At 34.1% G+C, this 25,655-nt stretch carries 28 protein-coding genes; 18 read left to right on the top strand and 10 right to left on the bottom strand.

Features of this window, described 5'->3' with window-relative positions; all coding sequences use genetic code 11:
- Nucleotides 1-49: 49 nt before the first annotated feature.
- Entirely contained in the window at nucleotides 50-1,213 is a 1,164-nt protein-coding gene (locus tag BM211_RS13555) for a transglutaminase domain-containing protein (protein ID WP_090997974.1), read from the top strand.
- Nucleotides 1,214-1,444: 231 nt separating this feature from the next.
- Here BM211_RS13555 and BM211_RS13550 read toward each other — a convergent pair whose 3' ends face one another.
- On the bottom strand, nucleotides 1,445-1,753 hold the full coding sequence (locus tag BM211_RS13550; protein ID WP_035438196.1) for an ArsR/SmtB family transcription factor: 309 nt from the start codon (nucleotides 1,751-1,753) through the stop codon (nucleotides 1,445-1,447).
- 212 nt (nucleotides 1,754-1,965) lie between these two features.
- Here BM211_RS13550 and BM211_RS13545 point away from each other — a divergent pair, with 212 nt between their 5' ends.
- Nucleotides 1,966-2,904: an aldo/keto reductase gene (locus BM211_RS13545; RefSeq protein WP_090997971.1), complete on the top strand. Its 939-nt coding sequence runs from the start codon at nucleotides 1,966-1,968 to the stop codon at nucleotides 2,902-2,904.
- Between the two features lie 51 nt (nucleotides 2,905-2,955).
- A complete protein-coding gene (locus BM211_RS13540; RefSeq protein ID WP_035438192.1) occupies nucleotides 2,956-4,140 on the top strand; it encodes an MFS transporter in 1,185 nt (394 codons plus the stop codon).
- A gap of 65 nt (nucleotides 4,141-4,205) precedes the next feature.
- Here the strand turns inward: BM211_RS13540 and BM211_RS13535 are convergent, their stop codons facing one another.
- Nucleotides 4,206-4,430 (bottom strand): hypothetical protein, encoded by a 225-nt coding sequence (locus BM211_RS13535; RefSeq protein WP_035438190.1) that lies wholly within the window; start codon nucleotides 4,428-4,430, stop codon nucleotides 4,206-4,208.
- Nucleotides 4,431-4,515: 85 nt separating this feature from the next.
- Nucleotides 4,516-4,863 (bottom strand): DUF4257 domain-containing protein, encoded by a 348-nt coding sequence (locus BM211_RS13530; protein WP_035438188.1) that lies wholly within the window; start codon nucleotides 4,861-4,863, stop codon nucleotides 4,516-4,518.
- Between the two features lie 319 nt (nucleotides 4,864-5,182).
- Here BM211_RS13530 and rsgA point away from each other — a divergent pair, with 319 nt between their 5' ends.
- Nucleotides 5,183-6,235, top strand: coding sequence for a ribosome small subunit-dependent GTPase A (gene rsgA, locus BM211_RS13525; protein WP_035438185.1), 1,053 nt, complete (start codon nucleotides 5,183-5,185; stop codon nucleotides 6,233-6,235).
- A 192-nt stretch (nucleotides 6,236-6,427) separates the two neighbouring features.
- Complete coding sequence (locus tag BM211_RS13520; RefSeq protein WP_035438182.1) at nucleotides 6,428-6,796, top strand: DUF3979 family protein; 369 nt, start codon at nucleotides 6,428-6,430, stop codon at nucleotides 6,794-6,796.
- Nucleotides 6,797-7,033: 237 nt separating this feature from the next.
- On the opposite strand, the gene BM211_RS13515 is transcribed toward BM211_RS13520, so the two are convergent.
- Nucleotides 7,034-8,074, bottom strand: coding sequence for a YkvI family membrane protein (locus tag BM211_RS13515; protein WP_035438179.1), 1,041 nt, complete (start codon nucleotides 8,072-8,074; stop codon nucleotides 7,034-7,036).
- Between the two features lie 335 nt (nucleotides 8,075-8,409).
- Here BM211_RS13515 and BM211_RS13510 point away from each other — a divergent pair, with 335 nt between their 5' ends.
- From BM211_RS13510 to BM211_RS13500, 3 genes are all read left to right on the top strand, one after another.
- Nucleotides 8,410-8,868 carry a DUF3939 domain-containing protein gene (locus tag BM211_RS13510; RefSeq protein ID WP_035438176.1) on the top strand — a complete coding sequence of 153 codons (459 nt, stop codon included), beginning with the start codon at nucleotides 8,410-8,412 and terminating at the stop codon, nucleotides 8,866-8,868.
- A gap of 73 nt (nucleotides 8,869-8,941) precedes the next feature.
- The gene (locus tag BM211_RS13505; RefSeq protein WP_090997965.1) at nucleotides 8,942-10,207 is read left to right on the top strand and encodes an MDR family MFS transporter; all 1,266 of its coding nucleotides are present in this window, start codon (nucleotides 8,942-8,944) and stop codon (nucleotides 10,205-10,207) included.
- A gap of 142 nt (nucleotides 10,208-10,349) precedes the next feature.
- Nucleotides 10,350-11,683, top strand: a protein-coding gene (locus BM211_RS13500) for an IS3 family transposase (RefSeq protein WP_090997962.1) whose coding sequence is annotated in 2 segments (ribosomal slippage) — nucleotides 10,350-10,733 and nucleotides 10,736-11,683 — 1,332 coding nt in all. Because the reading frame shifts where the segments join, the coding sequence is not laid out codon by codon here.
- Between the two features lie 113 nt (nucleotides 11,684-11,796).
- Here the strand turns inward: BM211_RS13500 and BM211_RS13495 are convergent.
- On the bottom strand, nucleotides 11,797-12,207 hold the full coding sequence (locus BM211_RS13495) for a DUF1259 domain-containing protein (protein WP_035438172.1): 411 nt from the start codon (nucleotides 12,205-12,207) through the stop codon (nucleotides 11,797-11,799).
- Nucleotides 12,208-12,620: 413 nt separating this feature from the next.
- Between BM211_RS13495 and BM211_RS13490 the strand changes: the two genes are divergently transcribed.
- Nucleotides 12,621-13,685 carry an FUSC family protein gene (locus BM211_RS13490; protein ID WP_035438171.1) on the top strand — a complete coding sequence of 355 codons (1,065 nt, stop codon included), beginning with the start codon at nucleotides 12,621-12,623 and terminating at the stop codon, nucleotides 13,683-13,685.
- A 398-nt stretch (nucleotides 13,686-14,083) separates the two neighbouring features.
- Here BM211_RS13490 and BM211_RS13485 read toward each other — a convergent pair whose 3' ends face one another.
- The gene (locus BM211_RS13485) at nucleotides 14,084-14,275 is read right to left on the bottom strand and encodes a DUF3896 family protein (RefSeq protein ID WP_035438169.1); all 192 of its coding nucleotides are present in this window, start codon (nucleotides 14,273-14,275) and stop codon (nucleotides 14,084-14,086) included.
- A gap of 181 nt (nucleotides 14,276-14,456) precedes the next feature.
- Between BM211_RS13485 and BM211_RS13480 the strand changes: the two genes are divergently transcribed.
- Both BM211_RS13480 and BM211_RS13475 read left to right on the top strand, forming a co-directional pair.
- Nucleotides 14,457-15,926, top strand: coding sequence for a flavin monoamine oxidase family protein (locus BM211_RS13480; RefSeq protein WP_371261877.1), 1,470 nt, complete (start codon nucleotides 14,457-14,459; stop codon nucleotides 15,924-15,926).
- Nucleotides 15,927-16,297: 371 nt separating this feature from the next.
- The gene (locus BM211_RS13475) at nucleotides 16,298-17,248 is read left to right on the top strand and encodes a CobW family GTP-binding protein (RefSeq protein ID WP_090997960.1); all 951 of its coding nucleotides are present in this window, start codon (nucleotides 16,298-16,300) and stop codon (nucleotides 17,246-17,248) included.
- Between the two features lie 31 nt (nucleotides 17,249-17,279).
- Here the strand turns inward: BM211_RS13475 and BM211_RS13470 are convergent, their stop codons facing one another.
- Nucleotides 17,280-17,750 (bottom strand): GNAT family N-acetyltransferase, encoded by a 471-nt coding sequence (locus BM211_RS13470; protein WP_090997957.1) that lies wholly within the window; start codon nucleotides 17,748-17,750, stop codon nucleotides 17,280-17,282.
- A gap of 143 nt (nucleotides 17,751-17,893) precedes the next feature.
- On the bottom strand, nucleotides 17,894-18,832 hold the full coding sequence (locus BM211_RS13465) for a metal ABC transporter substrate-binding protein (RefSeq protein ID WP_090997954.1): 939 nt from the start codon (nucleotides 18,830-18,832) through the stop codon (nucleotides 17,894-17,896).
- A gap of 273 nt (nucleotides 18,833-19,105) precedes the next feature.
- Between BM211_RS13465 and BM211_RS26490 the strand changes: the two genes are divergently transcribed.
- Nucleotides 19,106-19,249 (top strand): hypothetical protein, encoded by a 144-nt coding sequence (locus tag BM211_RS26490; protein WP_090997951.1) that lies wholly within the window; start codon nucleotides 19,106-19,108, stop codon nucleotides 19,247-19,249.
- A 77-nt stretch (nucleotides 19,250-19,326) separates the two neighbouring features.
- Nucleotides 19,327-19,986: an oxidoreductase gene (locus BM211_RS13455; protein WP_035438163.1), complete on the top strand. Its 660-nt coding sequence runs from the start codon at nucleotides 19,327-19,329 to the stop codon at nucleotides 19,984-19,986.
- A gap of 92 nt (nucleotides 19,987-20,078) precedes the next feature.
- Here BM211_RS13455 and namA read toward each other — a convergent pair whose 3' ends face one another.
- Nucleotides 20,079-21,119, bottom strand: coding sequence for an NADPH dehydrogenase NamA (namA, locus tag BM211_RS13450; RefSeq protein ID WP_090997948.1), 1,041 nt, complete (start codon nucleotides 21,117-21,119; stop codon nucleotides 20,079-20,081).
- A gap of 218 nt (nucleotides 21,120-21,337) precedes the next feature.
- On the opposite strand from namA, the gene BM211_RS13445 reads away from it, so the two are divergent.
- From BM211_RS13445 to BM211_RS13425, 5 genes are all read left to right on the top strand, one after another.
- Entirely contained in the window at nucleotides 21,338-21,793 is a 456-nt protein-coding gene (locus BM211_RS13445; RefSeq protein WP_035438159.1) for a methylated-DNA--[protein]-cysteine S-methyltransferase, read from the top strand.
- Nucleotides 21,794-22,115: 322 nt separating this feature from the next.
- Nucleotides 22,116-23,774: a peptide ABC transporter substrate-binding protein gene (locus BM211_RS13440; RefSeq protein ID WP_090997945.1), complete on the top strand. Its 1,659-nt coding sequence runs from the start codon at nucleotides 22,116-22,118 to the stop codon at nucleotides 23,772-23,774.
- A 58-nt stretch (nucleotides 23,775-23,832) separates the two neighbouring features.
- Nucleotides 23,833-24,249, top strand: a complete 417-nt coding sequence (fosB, locus tag BM211_RS13435) for a FosB/FosD family fosfomycin resistance bacillithiol transferase (protein ID WP_035438154.1) — start codon at nucleotides 23,833-23,835, stop codon at nucleotides 24,247-24,249.
- A gap of 23 nt (nucleotides 24,250-24,272) precedes the next feature.
- Entirely contained in the window at nucleotides 24,273-24,818 is a 546-nt protein-coding gene (locus tag BM211_RS13430; RefSeq protein WP_035438152.1) for a short-chain dehydrogenase, read from the top strand.
- Nucleotides 24,819-24,832: 14 nt separating this feature from the next.
- Nucleotides 24,833-25,450, top strand: coding sequence for a phosphoserine phosphatase 1 (locus BM211_RS13425; protein WP_090997942.1), 618 nt, complete (start codon nucleotides 24,833-24,835; stop codon nucleotides 25,448-25,450).
- Nucleotides 25,451-25,454: 4 nt separating this feature from the next.
- Here BM211_RS13425 and BM211_RS26760 read toward each other — a convergent pair.
- A partial coding sequence (locus tag BM211_RS26760; RefSeq protein ID WP_218160807.1) for a hypothetical protein occupies nucleotides 25,455-25,655 on the bottom strand: 201 nt, incomplete at its 5' end.

The raw sequence follows: 25,655 nt of genomic DNA, 5'->3' as shown, positions 1-25,655 counted from the left end.
TATAATAAATGTGTTTTATAATTATTTTAGATTAAGAGGATGTGGTGAAATGAAGAAATCTGTAAAATGTTTATCAACTATTGTAATTTGTTCGTCTATTATAAGTGGCACTCTTCATATGCCTTCAGTATCATATGCTGCTACAAAACAAGTAACTGATACTAGTTCTGTAAGCGATGCGAAACTGATTGCAGCATTTCAAAAAGAGCTACAACAGCGTTTAAATAATCATGAAACTAATATTACAATTGGTTATAAGACAAAGAATGCAAACATAAAAGAAGTTTTGAATACACTGGTGCAAGCTTATAATCAAACGTTAGAAAAGAATGAATATTTAAAATATAATGTAAGTGGTACGAAATTTTCGATTCGTGGTGTACCAGGGAATTATTCATTTACTTTGAATATTACATACCGAGAAACGAAAGAACAATCACAGTATGTGATGAAACAAGCAAAATCAATTGTAAATTCAATAGTTAAAGCCGGAATGGATCAAAATGAAAAAGTAAAAGCGATTCATGACTATGTAGTGAAAAATGTTTCATATGACACATCACTGCGTTCTTATACTGCATATGACGCATTAGCGAAACATTCGGCAGTTTGTCAAGGATATGCACTATTAACTTATCAGTTATTAAAAGAAGCGGGAATTCAATCTCATATTGTAACAGGAACTGGAAATGGGCAGTCTCATGCGTGGAATTTAGTAAATATTGATGGGAAATGGTATCACCTCGATACGACATTCGATGATCCAATTCCGGATAAACAAGGACGTGTTACATATTCTTATTTTAACATGTCCGATGAACAAATGAGTAAAGATCATCAGTGGGACCGTAGTAAATATCCAGCTGCCAATACAAGTTATTATAATGAGTTAACAAATAAAATTAAGGCAGGAAATAAGAAAGCACTTATATATAAACAAATCTTAAAAGATACAAACCTTGTTTATTTAGCAGCAGAATTTGGAGCTGAAAATTATAGCCAATTAAAACAAAAACTACAGCAAAAATTCAAAACGAAACAGGAAAAGGTAGAATTACGTTATCATCAACCAGTCAATAATACGATGAATGATGCTAAAAAAGTACTGAATGAAGTTGCCTGGCCAAAAGGGACAAAACGAGTGTCATATCAAGTAGCTCCTTACCAGGCGCAAAATGGATATTCATTGTTAACAATTACATTTTCATATTAATAACGAAAAAGAGCATCTTAATGAAGATGCTCTTTTTATATACAAGTAAAAAACAACATAAAAGCTCCTTTTTTTAGGTGGGTGAGAACATCTGGCTATGGCTGAAACGGTCAGGGCCTTTTTTGCCACATACAAAGTTTAAAACATAAGGAGAAAGCAAGTAGCGGTCATGCGTTATTCTGCATAGCAGCGGCTTATATGTCGAAAAATTAAAATAGATTTATATGGTTATTAATATGGTTCTGTTGCTTGTAAAATAACATCTAATAATCTTGGGAATCTCTTGTTTAAGTCTTCTGTCCTAATAGAGATAAAACGCTGTGTTCCTTCGATTCTCGTATACATAACACCAGACTCTCGCAATACTTTAAAGTGATGCGAGAGTGTAGATTTTGCGATAGGAATGTTTAAAGCACCGCAAGACTGTTCACCGCTTGTTAGTAAGTCATTTACAATCTTTAATCGAATTTGATCACTAAGTGCATATAACACAGAGGAGAGTCGGATTTCCTCACGATTTGGATGATATAGAGTACGCATTTTTTCACCTGCTTTTCATAACGTATTTTATTTTCAATTTGCGGATAGAAAATTCCACACCACAATATTAAAAATTAAGTATGATAAGTCCAATTGGTAAGAGCCTTGTATTGTTTGAGAAGATGTATTCTATTTGCATTATAACATTTATCATAATATATTTCTATTGTTCGAATATATTCGAACAATAGAAATATAAAGGGGAAAGAAAAATGAAATTAGTAACTTTACAGAAGGCGGAGTTGGAAGTTTCAAAAATTGGTTTTGGAACAAATGCGGTTGGTGGCTATAACTTATTCTCAAATATTGATGAGGCAGAAGGAACGAAAATGATAGAAGAAGCTTTATATCAAGGAGTTACTTTTTTTGATACAGCAGATGTATACGGATTTGGACGTTCAGAAGAGTTGTTAGGGGAGGTGATACGAAACAAACGAAATGATATTGTACTTGCTACGAAAGGGGGGATTCAAAAGTTATTAGGAGCTAATACTCGTATAAATAATAAACCTAATTACATAAGATTAGCGGTAGAAAATAGTTTACAACGGTTACAAACAGATTATATAGATTTATATTATTTGCACTTTTCAGATCCAACAACTCCATTTTCAGAGTCAGTTGGAGAACTAGTACGTTTAAAAGAAGAAGGAAAGATTCGAGCGATTGGCATTTCAAATGTCAATATTAAGCAGTTAAAAGAAGCGAATCAGCATGGGGATATAGCTGTTTTGCAATCACCATATAACATGTTAGAGCGGACTGCGGAAAAAGAATTAATTCCGTATTGTATGGAACAAAATATTTCATTTATTCCATATGGCCCTCTTGCTTTTGGAATTTTAAGTGGTAAGTATCCAAAAGATTTGCAATTGAGCCAGGGGGATTGGAGAAGAGGTATTTCTTTATTTGAAGAGGACGTATTTAAGAAGAATTATGAGAAAGTAGAAAAATTAAAGAAATTTGCAACTGAAAGAAGTACGAATATGCCGAATTTAGCGTTAGCTTGGTTGCTTGCACAAGATGGGATTGATGTTGTCATTCCAGGAGGCAAACACGTAGAGCAAGTAAGGGAAAATGTGAAAATAAATGATTTTACTTTACTTAAGAGTGATTTGCGAACAATTCAATCTATTTTAGTAGGGGAATAAGATAAAAACTGCATGTGTTGCTTTTATGAATAAGTAGAAAGGGTGATTATAGTGAGGAAAACGATATTTTTATTTTTTTTAATCATGTTTATGATAGGAACAGATACATTTTTAATTTCACCTCTCTTACCTACACTGCAAGAATTATATAATGTCTCTACAGAAATATCAGGTTGGATGGTAAGTGCATACGCATTAGGATATGCTCTATTGGTGTTAATTGCGGGTCCTATTTCTGATGGCATAGATAGAAAACGGGTTATAGTAGGGGGAATGATGTTTTTTTCAATTAGTACATTTTTATGTGGTATAGCTCCTACTTTTTGGTGGATGATCACCTTTCGTTTTTTAGCTGGTGTTAGCGCAGCGTTTGTATCACCGCAAGTATGGGCGTCTATTCCGCTTCTTGTATCACCTCAGCATATAATGAAATGTATAGGAATTGTTACAGCTGGGTTATCTCTGTCACAAATGTTGGGATTACCTATCGGAGCTTACCTTGCATCTGTCCATTATTCTACGCCGTTTTTTGTAATTGGAATTTGTTCCGCTATACTGGGAATACTCATATATTTTACACTGCCTCATTTACGACCGCTGCAACAAGAATTTGAAAAACAAACAATTTTTAGTCGTTATAACGAGTTATTACAAATATCAAAAACAGTACCATCATTTTTTGCTTATTTCTTATTTCAAACGGGAAACTTTGCAGCTTTTTCATTTTTGGGAAAATGGTTATCAGATCAGTTTCAATTAAAATTAAATGAAATCGGAATAGCCATGCTTATATTAGGATTTGGGAATTTAATAGGTAATTTGTTTGGGGTTAAACTTGTCAATAAGTTTGGTAAGACCTGCTCGTTTTATGGGGGGATTACTGTGCTTGTTGCTTTGTATTTGATATTGCCTCACTTAAAATATGTGTTATTTATAGAGGTATTCTTCTTTATTATATTTTTTATAACAGGTATATTGTTTGCTATTATGATGAGTGCATTACAAACACTATCACAATCAGCAAGAGGTACTATTGCAGCACTTACTAATTCATCAATGTATATTGGACAAATGATTGGAGCAGCTTTAGCGGGTTTTTTATATGTAATATTTCACAATTTTTTTGCTATCGGAATGTTTACAGCTAGCATGTATATTTTTTCTTTATTCATGTTTAAACGAGCAGGAATTATACAAAATATAGAATCTGAAACAAAACAGAAAATAGTTTCATAATGAATGTGCAAAACATAAAATATATTATGTAAACATTAAAAATAAAGCACTGTTTCATGTATATACTAAAACAGTGCTTTTCGTTTAGCTTGAATTGTTGCAGCATTTTCATCTTTAATACCAGCTTCTTTAATAATACGTTGTTTAGCTTTATCTAACAAATCGTTTACTGCTTCGCCAAAATAGTTTGCTTCTCGCTTTGTGCGGGCTTCTCGTAAACATTTGTAGTTTTCTATCAGCTCCTCTTTTTCAGAGTCTGTTAAGAAATCTTCTGTTTTTTTGTTTGCCATACGAAACACCCTCTCTTCTGACAGACGCTTTCATTCAGCATTTTTATTTTTCATTATATCAGTAAATTGCAAATTGTAGTACATATTAACGCCTTAATAATTTGTCAATTTCTTGTATTTTTTCATTTGCTTTATTCATTTGTGTATTCTTTGCTTGTTCTCCTCCAAGCGCTTGATGGAGTAAAAATGTTTGACCAGAAATAGCAGTAACGATTGCAACTTTAATGATCTCTTTTATTGTTGTCGCATCAAATAAAACAAGGCCGAGTAGGGCAGCGAGGCTACCAGTGATGATATCAGCTAAAAAGCCAAGATGGAAAAATGTCTTTAGGCGGCGTGGAAGCAATAATTTTCCTTGATGATTGATAAGGTGGGCAACAAAACCGGTGATTCCACCAACGAGAAGAGCAGTTAGCCACGAATACATATCCATCAAACTCACTCCTTTTAGTAAATACCATTCTGTTTTTGACGTACTTACTCCTTTTTAAATAGTAGATGTGTGTATTGAGAAAGTTTGTTTGGGTAATATTTTTGTTATATAAGATTTAATCTGATAATTCTGTCGAAAGTTATGGATATTTTGTTTGAAATTTCATATAATGTAATTAAATACAATAAGAGCGGAGTGATGTATTATGGCGAACGTTAAGAAGATGTATACAGTTAATACAAGTAAGGAAGGAATGGACGAAGCTTTTTAAAGATTCGTTATATCCTTCCGCAGTAAATATAATAGGGAGGATTCAAGATTGAATCGTAATTATTTAATGGAATTTGGATGGGATACACATTTTGAAGATCAATTATTAGAGCAATATGAAGTAGGACGTGTTTTATTAGAGCATAAACATACGTATCGGATTATATGCGAAGATGGCGAATATGTAGCTGAGTTAACAGGGAAATTTCGTTATGAAGCAATTGAGAAGGGTGACTATCCCGCAGTAGGAGATTGGGTAAGTATAACAAAATTGCCAAATGAAAAAAAAGCGCTGATTCATACTGTGCTTACAAGAAAAAGTTCTTTCTCTCGAAAAGTAGCTGGAGATAAAACAGTGGAACAAATTGTTGCAGCAAATGTGGATTATCTCTTTTTAGTTAATGCGTTAAATGCTGATTTTAATGTAAGGCGAATTGAGCGTTATTTATTGTTAGCATATGAGAGCGGAGCAATGCCTGTCGTTATTTTAACAAAGAGTGATTTATGTGAAGATGTAGAGCAAAAAATAATGGAAACAGAGGCGGTTGCAATTGGCGTACCTATTTTTGCAGTTGATAGTTTGCAGCAAACAGGGATAGACCAATTACAACAATTTTTACAACCGGGAAAAACGATTGCGCTTATTGGTTCTTCGGGAGCAGGGAAATCCACGCTACTGAATGCGTTAATCGGAAATGAAGTGGCCAAAACAGGGGGAATTCGTGAGAGTGATAGTAAAGGAAAGCATACAACAACACATCGAGAATTGTTCCAATTATCAACTGGTGCACTTGTTATTGATACACCGGGAATGAGAGAGCTTCAGCTTTGGGAGGGGAGCGGTGCAATGCACGCAACTTTTTCCGATATTGAAGAAATTGCTCAGAAATGTCGCTTTCGAGACTGTCAGCATGAAAATGAGCCTGGTTGTGCAATTCGTGCTGCGATTGATGAGGGAACATTGGAAGAAGCTCGATTGTTCAGTTATAGAAAACTACAAAAAGAAATTGCTTATGCGATGCGAAAGCAAGATGCTCTTTTAGCTCGTGCAGAGCGTAATAAATGGAAAGATGTCACAAAACAAATGAGACAGAAAAAATAGAAAAAGCTCCAAAGGCGTATATGCGCTTTTGGAGTTTTTTTATGGGTGGACAACGGTATTTGAATGTTACAATATAAAAGTATAATGTGTAAGATATAGTTTTGAGCAGGGAAATACAGCTGTTATTGTTGTTTGTGATACAATAAATATCCATAGGGTATATTGAGCAAGTGGTAAGAGAGGGGATATTTTATGCTGCACGAGGAGATTGCATCATTTTTTAAGGTTCTTCCACAAGAAGACGGAACACGAGGATGGAAGTATTATATTCAAGAAGAAAAAGGTACATATTTAATAACAAACACAATTTCATTAACAGGTACAAGTATAGAATTGTTTTTTAATACAGAAGATGAGGTTCGTCTTGTTTTATATAAAGATGGTCAGGCGATAACAACGTTTCAACGTATTGCTGTCCAAAAGATTGATATTATAAAAGAAGAAGAAAGCATTCAATTTGTACTAGATCGTATGCCAAGCCGCATGATTCGATTGCAGTTAAAACCGTTTTTGGCAGTTGAAATGGGATTGTATTGGGAAGTGTGTGAAGATTGCGAGTAAAAAACATCTAGTTATTAACGGATGTTTTTTATTTTGTCATTTGTAGTCATTAAGGGATTTCTCCCTCAAGGATTTGCGGAATTCAAAGAAAATAAGTTGGGATAACGGTGAATATGTTCTTAAGTAGGAATCTAAGAAATTAGTATTGTGAGATTTAAGGTGTAATAAAAAAAGCACGTGAATAAGATGATTCACGTGCTTTTCGATTTAGTTTGATAAAGGCTCAATTCGTTCAACTTATGTATTTCGCTGTTGTTTGAATGCGATAATTGGAAGAAGGATTAAGCTAATCCATCCAATCATAGGGTATAACATATGAAGTAATTCACTATAACCGATATAACTAAAACAATAACTAATAAGTAAAATAAAATAAATAATAATGTTACTTCTCCAGCCGGTGATAGATTGAAGTTGTTTCGTCATACCAAATATGTTACCGACAAGCGTTGTAAATACTTCTCCAAAAATAATTAATACAAAAAAGAAATGAAAAGTAGCATTGAAGCGACGGACAACTTCTGCCAGCGGGATATTATATTGATAAAATTGTTCGACAGTTAAAATGGCGAAATGACTACATAATAAAATTAAGCAAAGGCCAGCCCCGCCTAACATACCACCCCATTTAATGGCCTTCTGGTCTTTTACTTCACTTGCTAATGGTACAAGTACACTTTGAGCGAGGGAGAGGTTTAGTGCAACATATGTAATTGGACTTGTAACCCATTTCATATTCCAATTTTCAGAAGGTGTCATGTTGAACATAGAGGATACATCATGAAAGAGTGTTGTAATAGATAGTCCCACGATAAAGATCATCATAATTGGTACGACGAGTGAATTGACTTCGAATACCCCTTGTAATCCACGGCTGCCAATTATAATGCAAGCGAGTATCGTTATAAAGATGCCAAGTTGTCTTGGGAGGCGAAGCTGCTCTTCAAAAACCGCTCCAGCTCCGGAGAGCATAACGCTTGTTACTCCAAATAATACAAGGAGTAATAAAATATTTACAACGTTCCCAAAGACATCACCAAATAAATATTTGTTAAATTCTTGTGCGGAAAACGCTTTAATTTGTGAAGAAAGCAGCATCATTTTTGTACCTAACCAAATAAAGAAAATGCCGCTTACTAAAATGCCAATTGTTCCATATGTGCCATGTATTGTAAAAAACTCAACAATTTCTCTTCCGGTCGCAAATCCAGCTCCAACGACAGTTCCTATATAAGTAGCAGCAATTTTTTTAGCTATTTTCCATTGCTGATTATCCATGTGATCCCTCTTTCTTATGCTATGAGCTCATTTATTTGTTACTTAGATTTTGAAAATAAGATAAAGTGAAACTTTAATCAGTTATTTCTTGCTTTTCTTTTTTCGTTTTTCTTGAATTTTGAGATAAAAGAAGTTTCACTACCTATTGAAAACTTTACTTTATTTCATACATATGAATGAGTGAGGACAAACATACGATAAAGTGAGAATTTCACATAATTTTTTAAAATATGAGCCAAGTAGAAGGGCTTATCGGTAGATTTTAGATGTGTTTTTCCATAATTCATATTTATCTAGCAATTTATGGTATAATGAAGAAAAGGGGGGCGGAGAAGATGTTTCGCTTTTTTAAAAAAGGTAAGGAAGAAAGAGAGATTACGAAAGATGAATTAGAACTTGCTATGGCAAAATTTCTTGAAGCAAATGCTAATGTTGTATATACAGTGTTAGTAAATGATGACTACACGGTTAATTATGACTTATTAAAACCTTATTTACCTGCTTTTCCTACGAATACATTTATTATTACAAAGGAGACTCTAGAAGTCTTTGAGGATACAAACGCTAACCTTACGCTTGTTAAAGAAATTGATGATGTACAACGTGCTGTAGATCAATATGTAACGGAAAAAGAAGTTTTTCCAATCGTTGAAGGAAATGAAAATCGCCTTATTTGTTCAATCAAGTTAGGTCCATACTTAAAAAGAGGATTAAAACGAAATTTATATGTATCAGAGAAACATTATTTAGTGACAAGTAAACCTGATAAAGTAAGTACAACTACTGTACGATAAAGAAATAACAATGATGTATTGCTGTTTCTTTATTATAAACATCATGCGGAAGGTGTAGAGAAGAGGAAACTTCATGGTTTTAAAAGATTGGGATTTAAATTTAAAGATTCGTTTAGTAGGGGAATGGCTCTTCGGACTTTTCTTTTGGATGCTTCTTCCGTTTATGGCAATATATTTTGCGGAAGAACTAGGGAAAACTACTGCTGGAATATTACTTGTATTATCGCAAGTATTATCTGTTTTTGCTAATTTAATAGGCGGTTATTTAGCGGATACGTACGGCCGTAAACGTATGATGGTGATTGCTACATTTGTACAAAGTATTGCCTTTGTACTATTTGCTTTTGCAAATTCACCGTGGTTGCAATCGCCTCTCTTAACATTTGTAGCTTTTTCTCTTATTGGTATTATGGGTTCTTTATATTATCCAGCGAGTGCAGCGATGGTTGCAGATCTAGTACCTGAAGAACAGCAAAGTAAAGTATTTGCGGTTTTTTATACAATGATAAATATTAATGTTGTATTGGGACCGATTTTAGGAGCGTTTTTCTTTTTTTCTTATCGTTTTGAGTTGTTAATGGCAAGCGTTATTATTAATTTTATATTAGCATTTGTATTACTTAAGTTTATAAAAGAAACGTTACCAGAGAATAAAATAAAAGTGGAAAAGCAAGGCGGATGGCTTACTGTTGTGAATGAACAGATAAAGAATTATCGAATTATTTTTCAAGATGGTGTCTTTCTGTTGTTCATCGTTGCAGGTATTCTTGTTGCTCAAACATTTACACAGATGGATTTATTGTTAGCTGTATACATAAAAGAAAATGTTCCTACGCAAGAATTTTTTAATCTAATGATAAATGGAGAGAAATTATTTAGTTGGATTATTGCGGAAAATGGATTTTTGGTTGCACTATTTACTGTATATGTAACAAGGCTAGCAAATTACTTTTCTGAGAGGACTATCTTTGTTTTATCTTCTTTTGCATATGGAATCGCAATGATTATATTTCCTCACACTATATCAGTCTGGGGCCTCGTTATTGCGATGCTCATTTTCACGTTTGGAGAGCTATTAGTTGTTGGAATTCAAAATAGTTTCGTTTCTAAATTAGCACCTGAACATATGCGAGGACAATATTTTGCAGCAGCAACACTTCGGTGGTCTATTGGCCGAACAATTGCGCCGATTGCGATTCCTTTAACAGTCTGGATAGGTTATCAATATACATTCTATATCATTGCGGTACTTGCGTTTTTGAGTGCGATTTTATATTATGTAATGTTTCAGCTGTTAAAAAATAAGGACATTAAAGTAAGCAAAGTAATGAATGAGTAAGCCTGGCGATATGAAAATAAATATAAAAGAGAAATACCTTTTTTTTAAAATGTACCCTATAGAATAGACACTTAAAAAAAGTCTGTTCTATAGGGTATTTCTTGTATAATAGGAGAAAAATTAGGATCGGAGAAATTTCAAAATGACGAAAAAGCTGTTTACAGAAAAAGAAGTTCAAATTCTATCAAGGAATCCATATGTGAAATCTGTAAGTGAAAAAGTCATTACTTATACAGACGAATTCAAACGTATTTTTATTGAAGAAAACGAAAAAGGAAAGTTGCCTCGAGACATTTTTGAAGAATGTGATTTTGACATAGATGTGATTGGAATGCAACGTGTTATATCATCGGGAAGTAGATGGCGTGGTGCTTATAGAGAGAACGGTGTATTCGGTTTACGTGATACGCGTAAGGGGAATTCCGGAAGATTCCTTGAAAGAGAACTTACATTAGAAGAAAAGTATGCACGTTTAGAAGCTGAACGAAACTTACTAAAGGCTGAAAACGAACTGTTAAAAAAGATCAAACTTATGGAAGGGAGGATGAAAGGAAAATAGTGTTACCACCTAGTCAAAAATACCTATTGATTCGTTCTGTCATCGTAAAATATAACTTAAGAAATATGGTAAGTCACTTGTGTAAAACAGCTGGCGTTTCACGTTCTGGATACTATAATTATTTCTCTTTACAATCTCAAGAACAGCGAAAACAAAAGAATGCTCAAGATGAAATGGCAAAAGAAATCATTTTAAAAGCTTTTCAATTTAAAAATCGAAATAAAGGGGCTCGTCAAATTAAAATGACATTAGCGGGTCAATTTCAAGTTGTCTACAATTTAAAGCGTATACGTAGAATTATGAAAAAATACGGGATTGTCTGTCCGATTCGCAAGGCGAACCCTTATAAAAAAATGATGAAAGCGACGAAAGAACATCGAGTTGTACCTAATCTATTAAATCGGGAGTTCAAACAAAATATTCCTGGTAAGGCGCTTCTAACAGATATCACTTATTTAGTTTACGGTAAGAATAAGAAAGCTTATTTGTCCACAATTCAAGATGGATCCACGAACGAAATCTTAGCTTATCATGTTTCAGAACGGCTGACGTTAGATATAGCTACCCATACCGTGCTTAAGCTAAAGAAGAATAGGAGAGTCAAATTAGCTGAAGGCGCGTTTATTCATTCAGATCAAGGAGTTCATTACACAAGCCCTACTTATCAGAAATTAGTCAAGAAGTGTAAGCTAGGACAATCTATGTCGAGAAGAGGAAACTGTTGGGATAACGCTCCACAAGAATCATTTTTTGGTCATTTTAAAGATGAAGCATATATAAAACCTTGTGAGTCTTTTGCGCAATTAGAAAATGAAATTAAGAACTATATGACGTATTACAATCATTATAGATATCAATGGAATTTAAAGAAGATGACCCCTGTTGAATACAGAAATCATCTCCTTGATGTTGCATAACTTTTTTCAAAATGTCCTTTACAAAGGGTACAGATTATTTATAGGGCATTTCTCTTTTTCTGTTTGAGCATTATTATATATCAAATTATTAAAAATATATTAAGGTATTTACTTCATTCATCAGCGATAGGGTAGCTACTAAGAACTGAAAAAGAATTTGCCAATTTTTTTGCGAAAAGTAATGGCGGTTCTACTGATTGAACATGAATATACATGATTAATGGATTCATATATAACCAATGATTATGCAAGGCGCTAACAATAATTCCTTGTTGAGTGATTGATCGCATAAATGAGGGGATTTCTTCTTGCAAAACAGCAATTTCAGCTAAATTCAACGCATTACCACTTTGATCCAAAGATTCAAAGCCTACGCCGACAGGTATTACAGACATACTCGGTTTTCCTTGAACAAGCACCTTAAAATTGCGATGGAAAGATACTGAACAAGAATTTTGATTGATTTTACTTTTCCCTTTCAGAATTGTAGCAAATTGTTCGCATAGAAAGTTAATGTTGTGCATAAATGTATCCCTCCTCTATTAAACGGAATGGGAATTTTGATGAAAAAAGAGGTGTCACCATTTTTGTTAAACACCGTTTTGTCCTTTTTCTAATTAACACTCCAAAAAGAGAATGTTTTTATAACGATATGCATAAATTGTCTGTTTTAGAATGGAGAATAACAATGAGAAATGCATTAGAATTCATAAAGAAAAGTTACTGTATTCGATACACTTGTATGTATATCATTTTTAGATAATTAATGTTATTGGAAGAGCAACTGTTGGAAAAGATAAAGCTATACGATAATGAGGGCATAAAAAGTATAGAGCAGTGCAGAGGTAATCATGATATCTATGGTAAATATAGGGGTGAAATAACTGTAGCAGATTAAAAATGTATGTAAGATTATTTTTTGTACAAGGGAGTTTTTATGAAAAAAACGGATAAACAAAATAAAGGACTACTAAAAGGGTTAATGCTCATAACAAAAATAGCTTTAGCTTCTGGTGTGTCATGGGAATTAGCAAAAATGTTAGGATCAAAACACCCTTATTTGGCACCATTAACTGTTATTCTTTCCATGCAAGAAACTGTCCAGCATTCTGCCGCGTATGCTGTTTACAGAATTATCGGCACGATTTTTGGAATTACTGTTTCCGTTTCTATTATTAGTCAGTTAGAAGTAAATGGATGGACGATTGGATTTTTACTGTTAGGCGGTATGTTGCTTCCAGTTATATTTAGGGTTCATAAAACCATCATACATCAAGTAGCTTTAACCATTTTACTAGTGTTTGTCTTTGTACATAAAACGAATTATTATGTGTCAGATCGAATTAGAGATACGATCATAGGTGCGCTTATCGCCATTATCGTACATATGGTAATTTTTCCACCTAATTATGTGAAAGAAGCTCGTTCGACGTTAAATCAATTTGGATTGCATCTTGTACAGTTGTTTGAAAAGACGGCCCTTTGGGTAACTATTAACTGCGATCCTGTTACAGGACAACAATTAAGGGAGAGTACAGCAACTCTACTCCAGGAACTACATGATGTTCAAAAAGATTTTAAGCTAGCAGAAAAAAGTTTAAAATTAAATCCATTTACTAAAAATAAAAAACAAATTTTAAAACAAAACGAACAACTCCTTTCACAGCTAAAGACAGGGTATACCTATATTTCTGGCATACAAAACACATTCAATGACTGGTCCAAAACAAATATCATTTCAAAAGCTGATCAACAACTATGGACTGTTCAATTGCAAATGCTGGGGAGATACATAGAAAAGCAACTTAACAAAAGTTCAGAGAATCATCAAAACTTTAAATATACTCTAGACTTACTGGACCTTTCTTCGATTTCTGTTCAAGTTAATATCTCACCAGAATTAGAGCCCTATAGATATCAATTAAGTTTGTATAATGACACGCTTAAATTAATTCAGGAGTTAAAAAAGGATAATAGTAATAACTATATAAATACAAATTAAAAAACGACATAAAAACCTCGTTCTTTTTAAGGGAGGACGAGAGCAGCTGGCCGTGCATAGATGCGGTCAGTGCCTTTTCCTGCTAAAACAAAGTGAGGGAGCAAGTAGCGGTCATGCTGTATTCTGCATAGCAGTGATTTATATGTCGAAAAATTAATATGGATTTATATAGTAGGCTTCATTAAAGGTGAGGCCTTTTTCTTTTTTGAATGCTTTATTCAAACATATATACTCGTTTTAACTCGCAGTAAGGTCCCCGCAAGATGCAGAGAGAAACAAAGGAGGCGGGGGACATCTGCTAATATGTGCCGGCATCGACAAGGTTTCCATCAGTGGAGGAAAGAAAAAACCGACTGATGGAATTTTTACTTTATGTCTTAAAAATTTATATACCTGTTTTAGTGAGCGATTCCTCTTTCAAAATGATTCATTTCAACTAAGGTAAGAATGTAATCGTAATTATCAACCATTCTTATAATTTCATTGCGTTCGCTTTCTGTTAATTTCACATCTCTTAATCGTTTACATAGTTGAGATTTCTGGTTTTCTAATTGTTTCTTAATCTCATGATAGGTGTAAGAGCGTTTCATGTTACCATCCCTTTCCTTACATTTTTTACCTTCATTTTTATTATACGGATAAAAAACAGAAATAAGTGCATATCTCTTTGAAGATTTAGTGAAAATTCAGAAAATAAAAGCATGATACATCCTTCTCCTGAATACAATTCATTGAACTATGAATTTGTACTTATAAGTAGGGGTGGGGCTGATGCGATTGAATATGCAATCCCATCTTACAACAAAGATGGTATCTATCATTGATAATGGCTTACCAAAAACGACAGTACCAAAAAATGTTATTATTATTGGAGCGGGCATGGCTGGATTAGTGGCAGGATCCTTATTAAAGGATGCTGGTCATCGTGTGAAAATATTAGAAGCAAATAATCGCATTGGTGGGCGCATTTATACGATGAGAATGCCAGAAACAGGTTTATATCTAGATGTTGGAGCCATGCGGATTCCTTATACACATGAATTAACACTTGCTTATAATAAGAAGTTTGGTTTGAAGTTAAATCCATTTATTAATCGAAATGAAACGGATATTATATACGCAAATGGTCGCAAAATTACATTGAAACAATATGAGAAAAATCCGAGTATTTTGCGTTATCCAGTTGCAGTGAATGAAGAAGGAAAGTCATCAGAAGAGTTGTTGATGTTAGCAATACAACCCATTCTTGATTTTATTAAAAGAGACCCAGAAAAAAATTGGAGTATTGTAGAGAAAGATTTCGGTCGGTATTCTACAGCAGAGTTCTTGAAGGATTATCCTCATCAATATAAGTTAGCTTTTTCACCAGCTGCTGTAGAAATGATAGGGGTACTTCTTGATTTAGAAGGATTTTTAGAAAGGTCTTTTGTAGAAACGTTGCGCTTTATTTACATTTTACTGCAATCTACAGGGTTTTATGAAATTGAAGGCGGCAATGATGCGTTGCCAAAGTCTTTTTTACCACAATTGCAAGCTGATATTATCTTTCAGCAAAAATTAATGAAATTAGTGCAGCACGAAAAAGGAGTTACCGCATATTGTCGTAATGAAAAAACGTTTGAATATAGCAGTATTACAGGAGATATTGTCATTGTCACAATTCCGTTTACAACAATGAGATTTGTTGAAATAGAACCGTTTGATTCGGTTTCTCATGAAAAGCGGAAAGCGATTCGAGAACTACATTACATGGCTGCGACGAAAATTGGAATCCAATTTAAAAGTCGTTTTTGGGAAGAACAAGGTCAACGTGGTGGCCGCATCATTACCGATTTGCCTATTCGTTTTTCGTATTATCCAAGTTATGGAATTGGAACGAAAGGGCCTGGAATGGTACTTGGGAGTTATACATGGTCGTATGATGCATTATTGTGGGATGGTTTATCTGAAAGTGATCGTATTTATTATACTTTGCAAAATTTAGGAACAATACTTGGAAATCAAGTGTATGATGAATTTATTTCTGGTTTATCGAAGAGCTGGACGTTAGACCCATACGCATTAGGAGGGTTTGCAATCTTTCAGGCAACCCAAGAATCAGAATTACAACCTCACATTGTGAAACCAGAAGGGAGAATATATTTTGCAGGTGAACATACTACGTTGTATCATGGGTGGATACAAGGGGCAATTGAATCAGGAATTCGAAGTGCAGCAGAAATTAATCAATTACAAATTTAAAAAGAATGTGGAATATATCTAATGTCTCTTTTGTGTACTTATGATTCTCTTATTTACTATTATTATATATTTGTGAAGACATGCCTACAACTAATATGTTCTCTATAAATCTATTTTAATTTTCCAACATATAAGTCGTTGCTATACAGAATACAACATGGGCTACTCGCTTGCTCCCTTTGTTTTAAAACCTGGTATGTGGCAGGAAAAGACCCTGACCGCTCCTATGCATGACCACATACTCTCGCCCACCTAAAAAGAAAGTGGTTATTATATTGTTTTTTTAACTTGGATATATGTATATTCGAAAATCAAAAGACAACCTATGATATAATTATGTAATTAGACACATTACAAGGAGATGTAGAATCGTGATTCCAGTAACAATATTAACCGGGTTTCTCGGATCAGGGAAAACAACGTTATTAAATCGTATTTTATCTGAAGAACATGGTAAGAAGCTTGCGGTTATTGTAAATGAGATTGGGCAAATTGGTATCGATAATCAATTGATTATGAATGTAGAAGAAGAAATAATGGAAATGACAAACGGCTGTTTATGTTGTACAGTACGTGAAGATTTGCTTGTCGCATTAAAGCATTTACTAGAAGTAAAGGTGGAAGGGAAAATGGATTTTGAAGGTTTAGTGATTGAAACAACTGGACTCGCAAATCCAGGCCCTATTATTCAAACATTCTTTTTAGACCCTATTATTCAGTCGGCATACCAAATTAATGGTGTAGTTACCGTAGTAGATAGCTATCATATACAGAAACACTTTGAAAAAGGGTTAGAAGCAAAGGAACAAATTGCTTTTGCTGATATGGTATTAGTAAATAAATTAGATTTAGTTGAGCGGGAAGAAATGGAGAATTTACTTATTGAATTACAAGGGATTAATCCAACAGCAAAATTAATTCCAACAACAAATTGTGAAGTAGATATCCCTTCATTATTAGATATCCAAACATTTAAAACACGTGACAAGTTAGAAATTTATCCGCATAAAGAACAGCATCATTTAGAAGGGGTAAAGTCCTTTGTACTAAGAGAAGAACGTCCTCTTGATCTACAAAAAATAAATGAATGGATGTCAGCTGTTGTACAAGAATTAGGAGAGTATTTATATCGTTATAAAGGTATATTATCTATTGAAGGAGTAGATCGCCGCGTTGTGTTTCAAGGTGTACATACATTATTTGCGGCTACATATGACAGAGAGTGGCAAGAAGGGGAAAAGCGGGTCAGTGAGATTGTTTTCATTGGTAAAAATTTAAATAAAGAATGGTTTCAACAACATTTTCAAGAATGTATAAAATAAGCCTGCATTTGCAGGCTTATTTTATATTACCTTATGTAAGTTTTACTTTATCTAAAAGTAACTCCATCACAACGCCAACAACAGGACCTTCATCGTCAATATCACCAGTTAAATGAAAGCTAAACGATTCATATAGTTTCATAGCTAATTTGTTGTTAGGATGAAGACTTAAATAAATCTTTTTGCATTGATATTTTTGTTGTAAATATGAAATTAATAAACGGAGAAATCGTTTCGCGTAGCCGTTTCCTTGAAAGTTGTGATCAATCATAAATCGGTCTAACCATATACTTTCATTTTTTTCGGAATACCATCCATACATTGCGTATCCAACAAGTGTATCGCTATCATACAAAGCTAGTGATGTTGCATTTCTTTCATATAACGATTCGGCTAAAGAAAATGCATTACTTTCAATAAATTGTCGTTGCTCCGCTGTTACGTCTAAGGCAGCTACTGAACGCCAATTCGTTGCTGTTACTTCACAAATGTGAAGATTCATAGTTCCATCTCACTTTCTTATAATTACAAACTACTATGGATAATTTTACTATACGATTTTTGTAAGTCAAAGCAATCTGGAAAGAGGTGGCATAAGAAAAGACCGCAGAAACATTTTTCAGCGGTCAGAAATGAATCGTTATATTAATTTGTTGCTTCTTTTAAAGTGTTAATGTTCTCTTCCATTAGTGTAAAGTAATCTTTATTCTTTTTCGCATCCTTATCGGAGATTGTTGCAAGATGATTTAAACGTAAAATTTTCGTTCCAGTTTCTTTTTGAATAACTTCTGCTACTTTTGGTGTAGAGAATGTTTCAAATAAAATATATTTTAATCCATGCTCTTTTGCTGTTGTTGTAATAGAAGCAAGTGCCTTTTGGGATGGTTCATCAGAAGCAGAAATACCTGCAATTGGAATTTGTTTTAAACCGTAACGTTGTTCCCAATATCCGTATGCTGCATGAGAAACTAATATTTCTTTCGTTTTTGCATGATCAGTAACTTCTTTAAATTGATTATCTAAACTTGTGAATTTTGTTTGCAATGCAGCAAAGTTTTTCTCATATTCTGCTTTGTGCTCTGGTTGTAGTTCAACAAGTGCATTTTTAATTGCCTCAGCTTGTTTCATTGCAAGTGTTGGATCTAGCCAAACGTGAGGATCTTTATCATGATGATGTTCTTCTTTATGACCTTCCTCGTGTTCGTCTTCAGTTGAAGCTTGTAGTTGAATATCTTTTGATGCATTCACAACTTTAACATTTTCATTTTTTAATGTTTTTTCCATTTTTTCAGCAAATGGTTCTAATCCAGCTCCGTTGTACACGAATAAATCAGCTTTGGCAACTTGTACAGTCTGCTTTTGGCTTGGCTCATACGTATGAGAATCAGCACCTGGTGGATACATAGATGTTACTTCTACATAATCACCACCGATTTTTTTTGCGAAATCAGCTAAAGGGAAAATAGTTGTATAGACGGAAAGTTTACCATTTTTTTTATTTGCTGTATTATCTTTGTTTGAACATCCAGCAAATATAAGGGTAAACATTAGAACGAATGAAAATATAATTGATCTTTTTTTCATTTTGTTTGCCTCGTTTCTTTACTTTCTAAAATATATTTTCTCCACAATAAAAAGAAAGGATAACTTCCTTTTTGTAAAACGTAATAATTACGCTTTATGTTCCTGATTTAGTATAATACATCTTTGATAATGTTGCAATAAATAATAATGATTACGATTTATAATTTGTTATAAATTTGTCACAATGCTCTGGTTTATTTTTTTTGTTTTTGCATATATCCTGCTAGTCGCTTCATATAGTGTGATAGAGGGTGCAGAGAAGGAGATGAGCGAATGGGATATATAAGTGAAGCGGTTTTATTAATATTGGCTGTCATTTTTCCATTATCATGTGTACTATTCTTTTTAAAAGGACTTATTCGTAATTTAGGGGATCCAAGTAAAATTACTGAGATGCCAAAAGAAGAAAAAGAATAAACAAAGCGCTTGCATACAATAGTATGCTTTGCTTATGATAGAGAAAAAGATTAGAAGATAAAGAGGTATGGAAGAGGATGAAAACAAGAACAGCCTTAGTACTTGGAGCTAGTGGCCTAGTTGGACAAGAAGTGACACAGTTATTGCTTGATTCAGATTATTATGATTCAGTGACAATTTTTGTGAGAAAATCACTAGACTGGGAACATGAAAAGCTTCAACAAAAACAGGTAGATTTTTCGATTTTGGAACAATATAAAGAGTTTTTTGCTGTAGATGATGTGTTTCATTGTCTTGGTACGACAATGAAAAAAGCAAGGACGAAAGAAAGTTTTAAAAAGGTTGATTATGATTATACATTACGAGCAGCTCGTGTAGCGGAAGTACAAGGGGTACAAAATTTTCTTGTTATTTCTTCGTTAGGGGCAAATCCGAAGTCGCTATTTTTCTATTCACAAGTAAAAGGACAGATGGAGGAAGATATAAAAAAACTAGTCATAGGAGGCATTCATATTTTTAGACCCTCCCTTTTACTTGGAGAACGAGACGAGTTTCGTTTTGGAGAAAGAATGGGAGAAAAAATTTCGGGAATTATACCGTTTTTATTTAAGGGTTCTTTTTCAAAATATAAGCCGATTTCAGCAGAGCAAGTAGCGAAAGGAATGTATGTAACAGCGCTGCGAGAAGAGGCTGGGGTTCATATACATGAATCTTCGGAAATTGCTAAAATGAAATAAAAGTGGTTTTTACTAGAAATGTTTTTCTTATAGATAATATTGATTGTATACAATAAAGAAACTGCCCAAAATTACTATTTCGGGCAGTTTCTTTATTTAGAAGTATGTTTAAGTTTTCCTGGAGCACGGCTATATTGAAATGGTTCAGCTAATTCAAAACCTAGCTCATTCGCCGCTGTTCTTGGAAAGTATGGGTTCCGTAATAGTTCACGGCCGATAAAAATTAAGTCAGCAGCTCCTTGTGCCAAAATTTCTTCTGCTTGTACGCCGCTTGTAATAAGACCAACAGCTCCTGTAGCAATTGAAACGTGTTCTCTTATATGTTTTGCATACGGAACTTGATAACCAGGGTACACATCGATATGTGCTGGTACAACAGCTCCTGAACTACAATCAATGAGACTAACACCTTGTTCTTTCATCCACTGTACAAACGTTACATAATCTTCTACAGTTAAACCTTCGGAATGATAATCATGAGCGGAAATACGAACAAATAATGGACCGCTCCATACTTCGTTTACCGCATTAATAATTTCGCGTAAAAAACGATAGCGATTTTCACAAGATCCACCATATTCATCTGTACGATGATTTGTGAGCGGAGATAAAAATTCGTTAATTAAATAACCGTGTGCACCGTGCAATTCAATAATATCAAATCCAGCTTGTTTAGCACGTTCTGCTCCGTTACGAAAGGCTGAAATTGTTTCGTTAATTTGTTTTTTGCTCATTTGTATTGGAGTTTTCATAGTGGAATCAAAAGGAATAGGTGATGGCGCAATAGGATCTGAATCAAGGACAGCTTTTCTACCGGCATGGGCAATTTGAATAGCTGCTTTCGCTCCGTGTTCACGAATCATATCGACGACTTGACGTAGACCGTTTATATGTTCATTGTCCCAAATGCCTAAATCTTTGTGGGAAATGCGGCCTTCTGATGTTACGGCTGTAGCTTCTATCATGACAAGCCCTACTTGACCAGCCGCACGTGATGCATAGTGGACGAGATGAAAATTCGTTATTTTTCCGTCTTCGTTTTCAGAGGAGTACATACACATCGGTGACATCACAATTCGATTTTTTAGTGTAACATCTTTTATTGTATATGGTGAAAATAATTGATTGTTCAAAATAAGAATCCTCCTTAATTTTGTTAAATGAGCATATTTCAATGATAATTTCTTAACTTATAGAAGTGTTATTTTATTGTAGCACCTAGCTCCCTTTTTCCATAACAAAATGCTTTAAGAAATGATATGATGAGTCTATGTTTAGAGAATGACTGTGATTTCGATGTTTTATAATGAAAGGTTTAATAATAAATATAAGGAGAGGTGACGTATTTTTTATGTATCAAGCATATTATAAAAGCGAACTTGGATGGATTGAAGTAAAAGGGGATGAGAGCGGTATTTCTTCTATATTATTTGTAGAACAAAATCAAGAAGATGTTTCTCATCCAATTGTTGAGCAATGTATAGTGGAGCTAGATGAATATTTTCATAAGAAGCGAACGGAATTTACTGTCCCGTTACAAGCGAATGGAACTCCATTTCAGAAACAAGTATGGAACGCACTTTGCAGTGTTCCGTATGGAAAAAGTGCTTCTTATCTTGATATTGCAGAGAAAATTGGCAACCCAAAGGCTGTACGAGCAATTGGCGGAGCGAATAGTAGAAATCCGCTTTCGATTATTGTGCCTTGTCACCGGATTATAGGAAAGAGCGGGAAATTAGTAGGGTATGAAGGGGGACTTTGGCGGAAAGAGTGGCTATTAAAACATGAAGGGTTTTTAGATAATTGAATTATTTAAGTTAAAAAGCGATATAATACTCTTTTTCTTTTTAAGGGAGACGAGAGCATCTGGCCGTGCCTAGAAGCGGTCAGGTCCCTTTTCTGCCACATGCGAGTATAGTTCATGTTATGCTCTGCGTAACAGCGACATTTATGTCGGAAAATTAAAATAGAATCATGCAAATGATAAGATAGAGAAAAAGCTGGCGTATGTCCCTTTTTTATTTTTTAAAAGATAGTATTTTAAATTATCAGAAGATTATGTATAATACTATTCAAGAGTACTTGATCTTATTTTTAGTTGTTATATAGGGAAAGAGGGGAAATGGCTTATGAAGAAGAAGGTGTCACTTATTACAGCACTTGCCCTTTCTACGAGTGTGTTGGTTGCAGGATGTGGAAGTGGGGAGAAAGCATCAACAACTGAAAAGGGAAAAGAAGGGAATGCAGTACTAGCTGATAAACAAGTATTAAATTTACTTGAAACAGCAGAAATTCCTTCTATGGATACATCAAAGTCAACTGATACAGTATCATTTCGGGTATTTGTAAACGCGATGGAAGGATTATACCGCTTAGATAAAGAGAACAAACCAACACCTGGTATGGCTAAAGACGTGAAAATAAGTGAGGATAAGAAAACATACACATTTCATTTACGCGATGCAAAGTGGTCGAATGGAGAACCCGTAAAAGCACAAGACTTTGTATTTGCTTGGCGTCGTGCTGTTGATAAAGCGACAGCATCAGAATATGCGTTTATTTTGTTCGATGTTAAAAATGCTGAGAAAATTAATAAGGGAGAATTGCCACTTGAACAGCTTGGTGTTACGGCAAAGGATGATAAAACATTAGTGGTTGAGTTAGCGAAACCTACACCGTATTTTCTAGCTCTTACAACATTCCCAACATTTTTCCCATTGAATGAAAAATTTGTAAAAGAACAAGGTGACAAATACGCATTAGAATCAGATAAGTTATTATATAATGGACCATTTATGATGAGTGAATGGAAGCATGAACGAAGTTATCAGTTAAAGAAAAATCCAAACTATTGGGATAAAGATAATGTGAAGTTAGAGGAAATTAATGTAAGCGTTGTAAAAGAAACATCAACAGCTGTAAATTTATATGATAGCAACCAAGTAGATCGAGTTATTTTAAGTTCGGAATTTGTTGATAAATATAAGAAAAGTGATGAATTTAAATCGGAATTAGATTCACGTATGTTTTTTATTCGTTTTAATCAGAAAAATCAGTTTTTTTCGGATAAAAAAGTGCGTCAAGCTATTGATTTAGCATATGATAAAAAGGGAATTGCAAATGTGATTTTAAACGATGGATCATTACCTGCATATTACTTAGTAGCACAAAAATTTACAAAAGGACCAGATGGAAAAGACTTCCGTGAAACAAATAAAAACTTTCATGATGGTAAAGATAATGCAGCAAAAGCAAAAAAACTTTGGGAAGAAGCGAAAAAAGAGCTTGGGCAAGATACAATTACAGTTGAAATGTTGAACTATGATAAGGATAACTTGAAAAAAGTTGGAGAATATATTAAAGCAGAATTGGAGAAAAACTTACCTGGTTTGAAAGTGAATATTAAACAGCAGCCGTTTAAACAAAAGTTAGATTTAGAAAAGAAATTAGAATATGAGTTCTCTTTATCAGCATGGGGCCCAGATTATCCAGATCCAATGACATTTATTGATATGTTTATTACAGATAGTGCATTTAACGAAATGGCATATTCTAATAAGAAATATGATGAACTAGTTGCGAAAGCAAAAGGTGAGTTGTTAACCGATGAGAAAGCACGATGGAAGGCTCTTTCTGAAGCAGAGAAAATTTTATTTGATGATGCAGCCATTTCTCCGGTTTATCAGCAGGGCGTTGCTTTTCTTGAGAAATCCAAGGTGAAAGGAACTGCTAGGCATACATTTGGAGGAGATTTTAGTTATAAATGGACATATATTACAAAAGAATAGTACGATGAAGATGCGCGAATATTGCGCATCTTTTTTTTACTGTGAGGAGATAATGAGAATGATAAAAGGAATGAATCATCTTTGCTTTTCTGTTTCAAACTTAGAGGAATCTATACAATTCTACGAACGAGTGTTGGAAGGGAAGTTACTTGTAAAAGGTAGAACACTTGCCTATTTCGACCTGTGCGGAATGTGGGTTGCATTAAATGAAGAAAAGGATATTCCAAGAAGGGAAATCTATCAATCGTATACACATATTGCGTTTTCGATAGAAAAAGAAGATTTTACAGCTTTATTACATCGTCTTGAAGTGAATAAAGTACATATTTTACAAGGAAGAGAGCGTGATGTACGAGATTGCCATTCTATTTATTTTACAGACCCAGATGGACATAAATTTGAATTTCATACAGGGACGCTGCAAGAGAGATTGCAATATTATAAAGAAGAAAAACCGCATATGTTGTTTTACTAAATATAGAAAAGGGGGAGAGGGCTATACATGTACTTGTTGTTGGTGGAACTGGTATGTTACAGAAAGTATCAAAGTGGTTTACTGAGCAAGAGCTTCATACTTCTGTAATCGGTCGAAACATAAAACGCCTAAAGGAGATGCGGAATTCATGTGATACTCCTGAAAGAGTTACATGTTTAGAGGTTGATTATCATAATAGTGATGAGTTGCGTGTTAAAATTAAAAATTCAATTCAAAAAAACGGACCAGTCACGCTTGTAGTTGCTTGGATTCATTCAACAGCTGTAGATGCATTGCAAATCATTAGTGAGGAGATTGAAACATTTTCGAAAGAATGGGAATTGTTTCATATAATTGGAAGCAGTGCTTATAAATCAGGAGAAAAAATAAGATGTTCTTCTTTATGTAGATATTATCGAATTATATTAGGTTTTATAGTAGAAGAAAAACGTTCGAGGTGGTTAACACATGATGAGATTGCGAGTGGTGTTATAGCCGGAATTCAACACAAACAACGGGAATGGATTGTCGGAACATTAGAACCATGGGATGCTAGACCGAGTTGGTAAAGGAGAAAATGATGATGAAAACAATGTTATATATTACGCGTCACGGGGAAACAGAATGGAATGTAGAAAAAAGAATGCAAGGCAGAAAAAATTCAAATTTAACGGAAACTGGAATACTACAAGCAAAACAATTAGGGAAACGTATGCAAGATATGCAGCTTGATGTTATTTACAGCAGTCCAAGCGGAAGAACAATGCATACAGCTCAGTTAATTAAAGGAGACAGAGATATTCCAATTGTAGCAGATGAACATTTATATGAAATTGATATGGGAGTTTGGGAAGGGCAAACACAAGTTGAATTACAAGAGAAATATCCGAAAGAGTTAGATTTATTTTGGAATGCACCACATCAATATGAATCTAACTCAGGTGAAAGTTTTTATGCCGCGAGAGAGCGTGTATTAAAGGGGCTCAAATACATTCTTCAAAAGCATGAGGGAGAAAGTGTTTTAATAGTTTCTCATGCTGTTACAGCGTTACTTATGATGGGACACTTTGAGCGACGTTCTATTGAAAAAACATGGGATGGTCCCTTTATGCACAGTACAAGTTTAAGTATGATTGAAGTTAAAGAGCGAGAAAGTACAGTTCATTTATTTGCTGATATTGCGCATTTTGAAGAAGTGTAAAGGTTTATAAGGAGAAATTCCCATTCTTTTTGGGAGAAGTAATCTGTTTTAATAGATAAATAGACCGCTTAAAGCGGTCTATTTGCATTTTTGAAAAAGCGAAGGATATTTTTTCTATGTTATAGAGTTGGATTAAATTATATATTATATTAGCGACGGGAACGGCAAGAACGAGAGCGACGGGAACGGCAAGAACGAGAGCGAC

This window comes from Bacillus sp. 491mf, from assembly GCF_900112415.1.
Classification (GTDB): Bacteria; Bacillota; Bacilli; order Bacillales; family Bacillaceae_G; genus Bacillus_A.
Note: the sequence above shows the minus strand (reverse complement) of the source record. Positions and strands in the feature narration are given on the sequence as shown.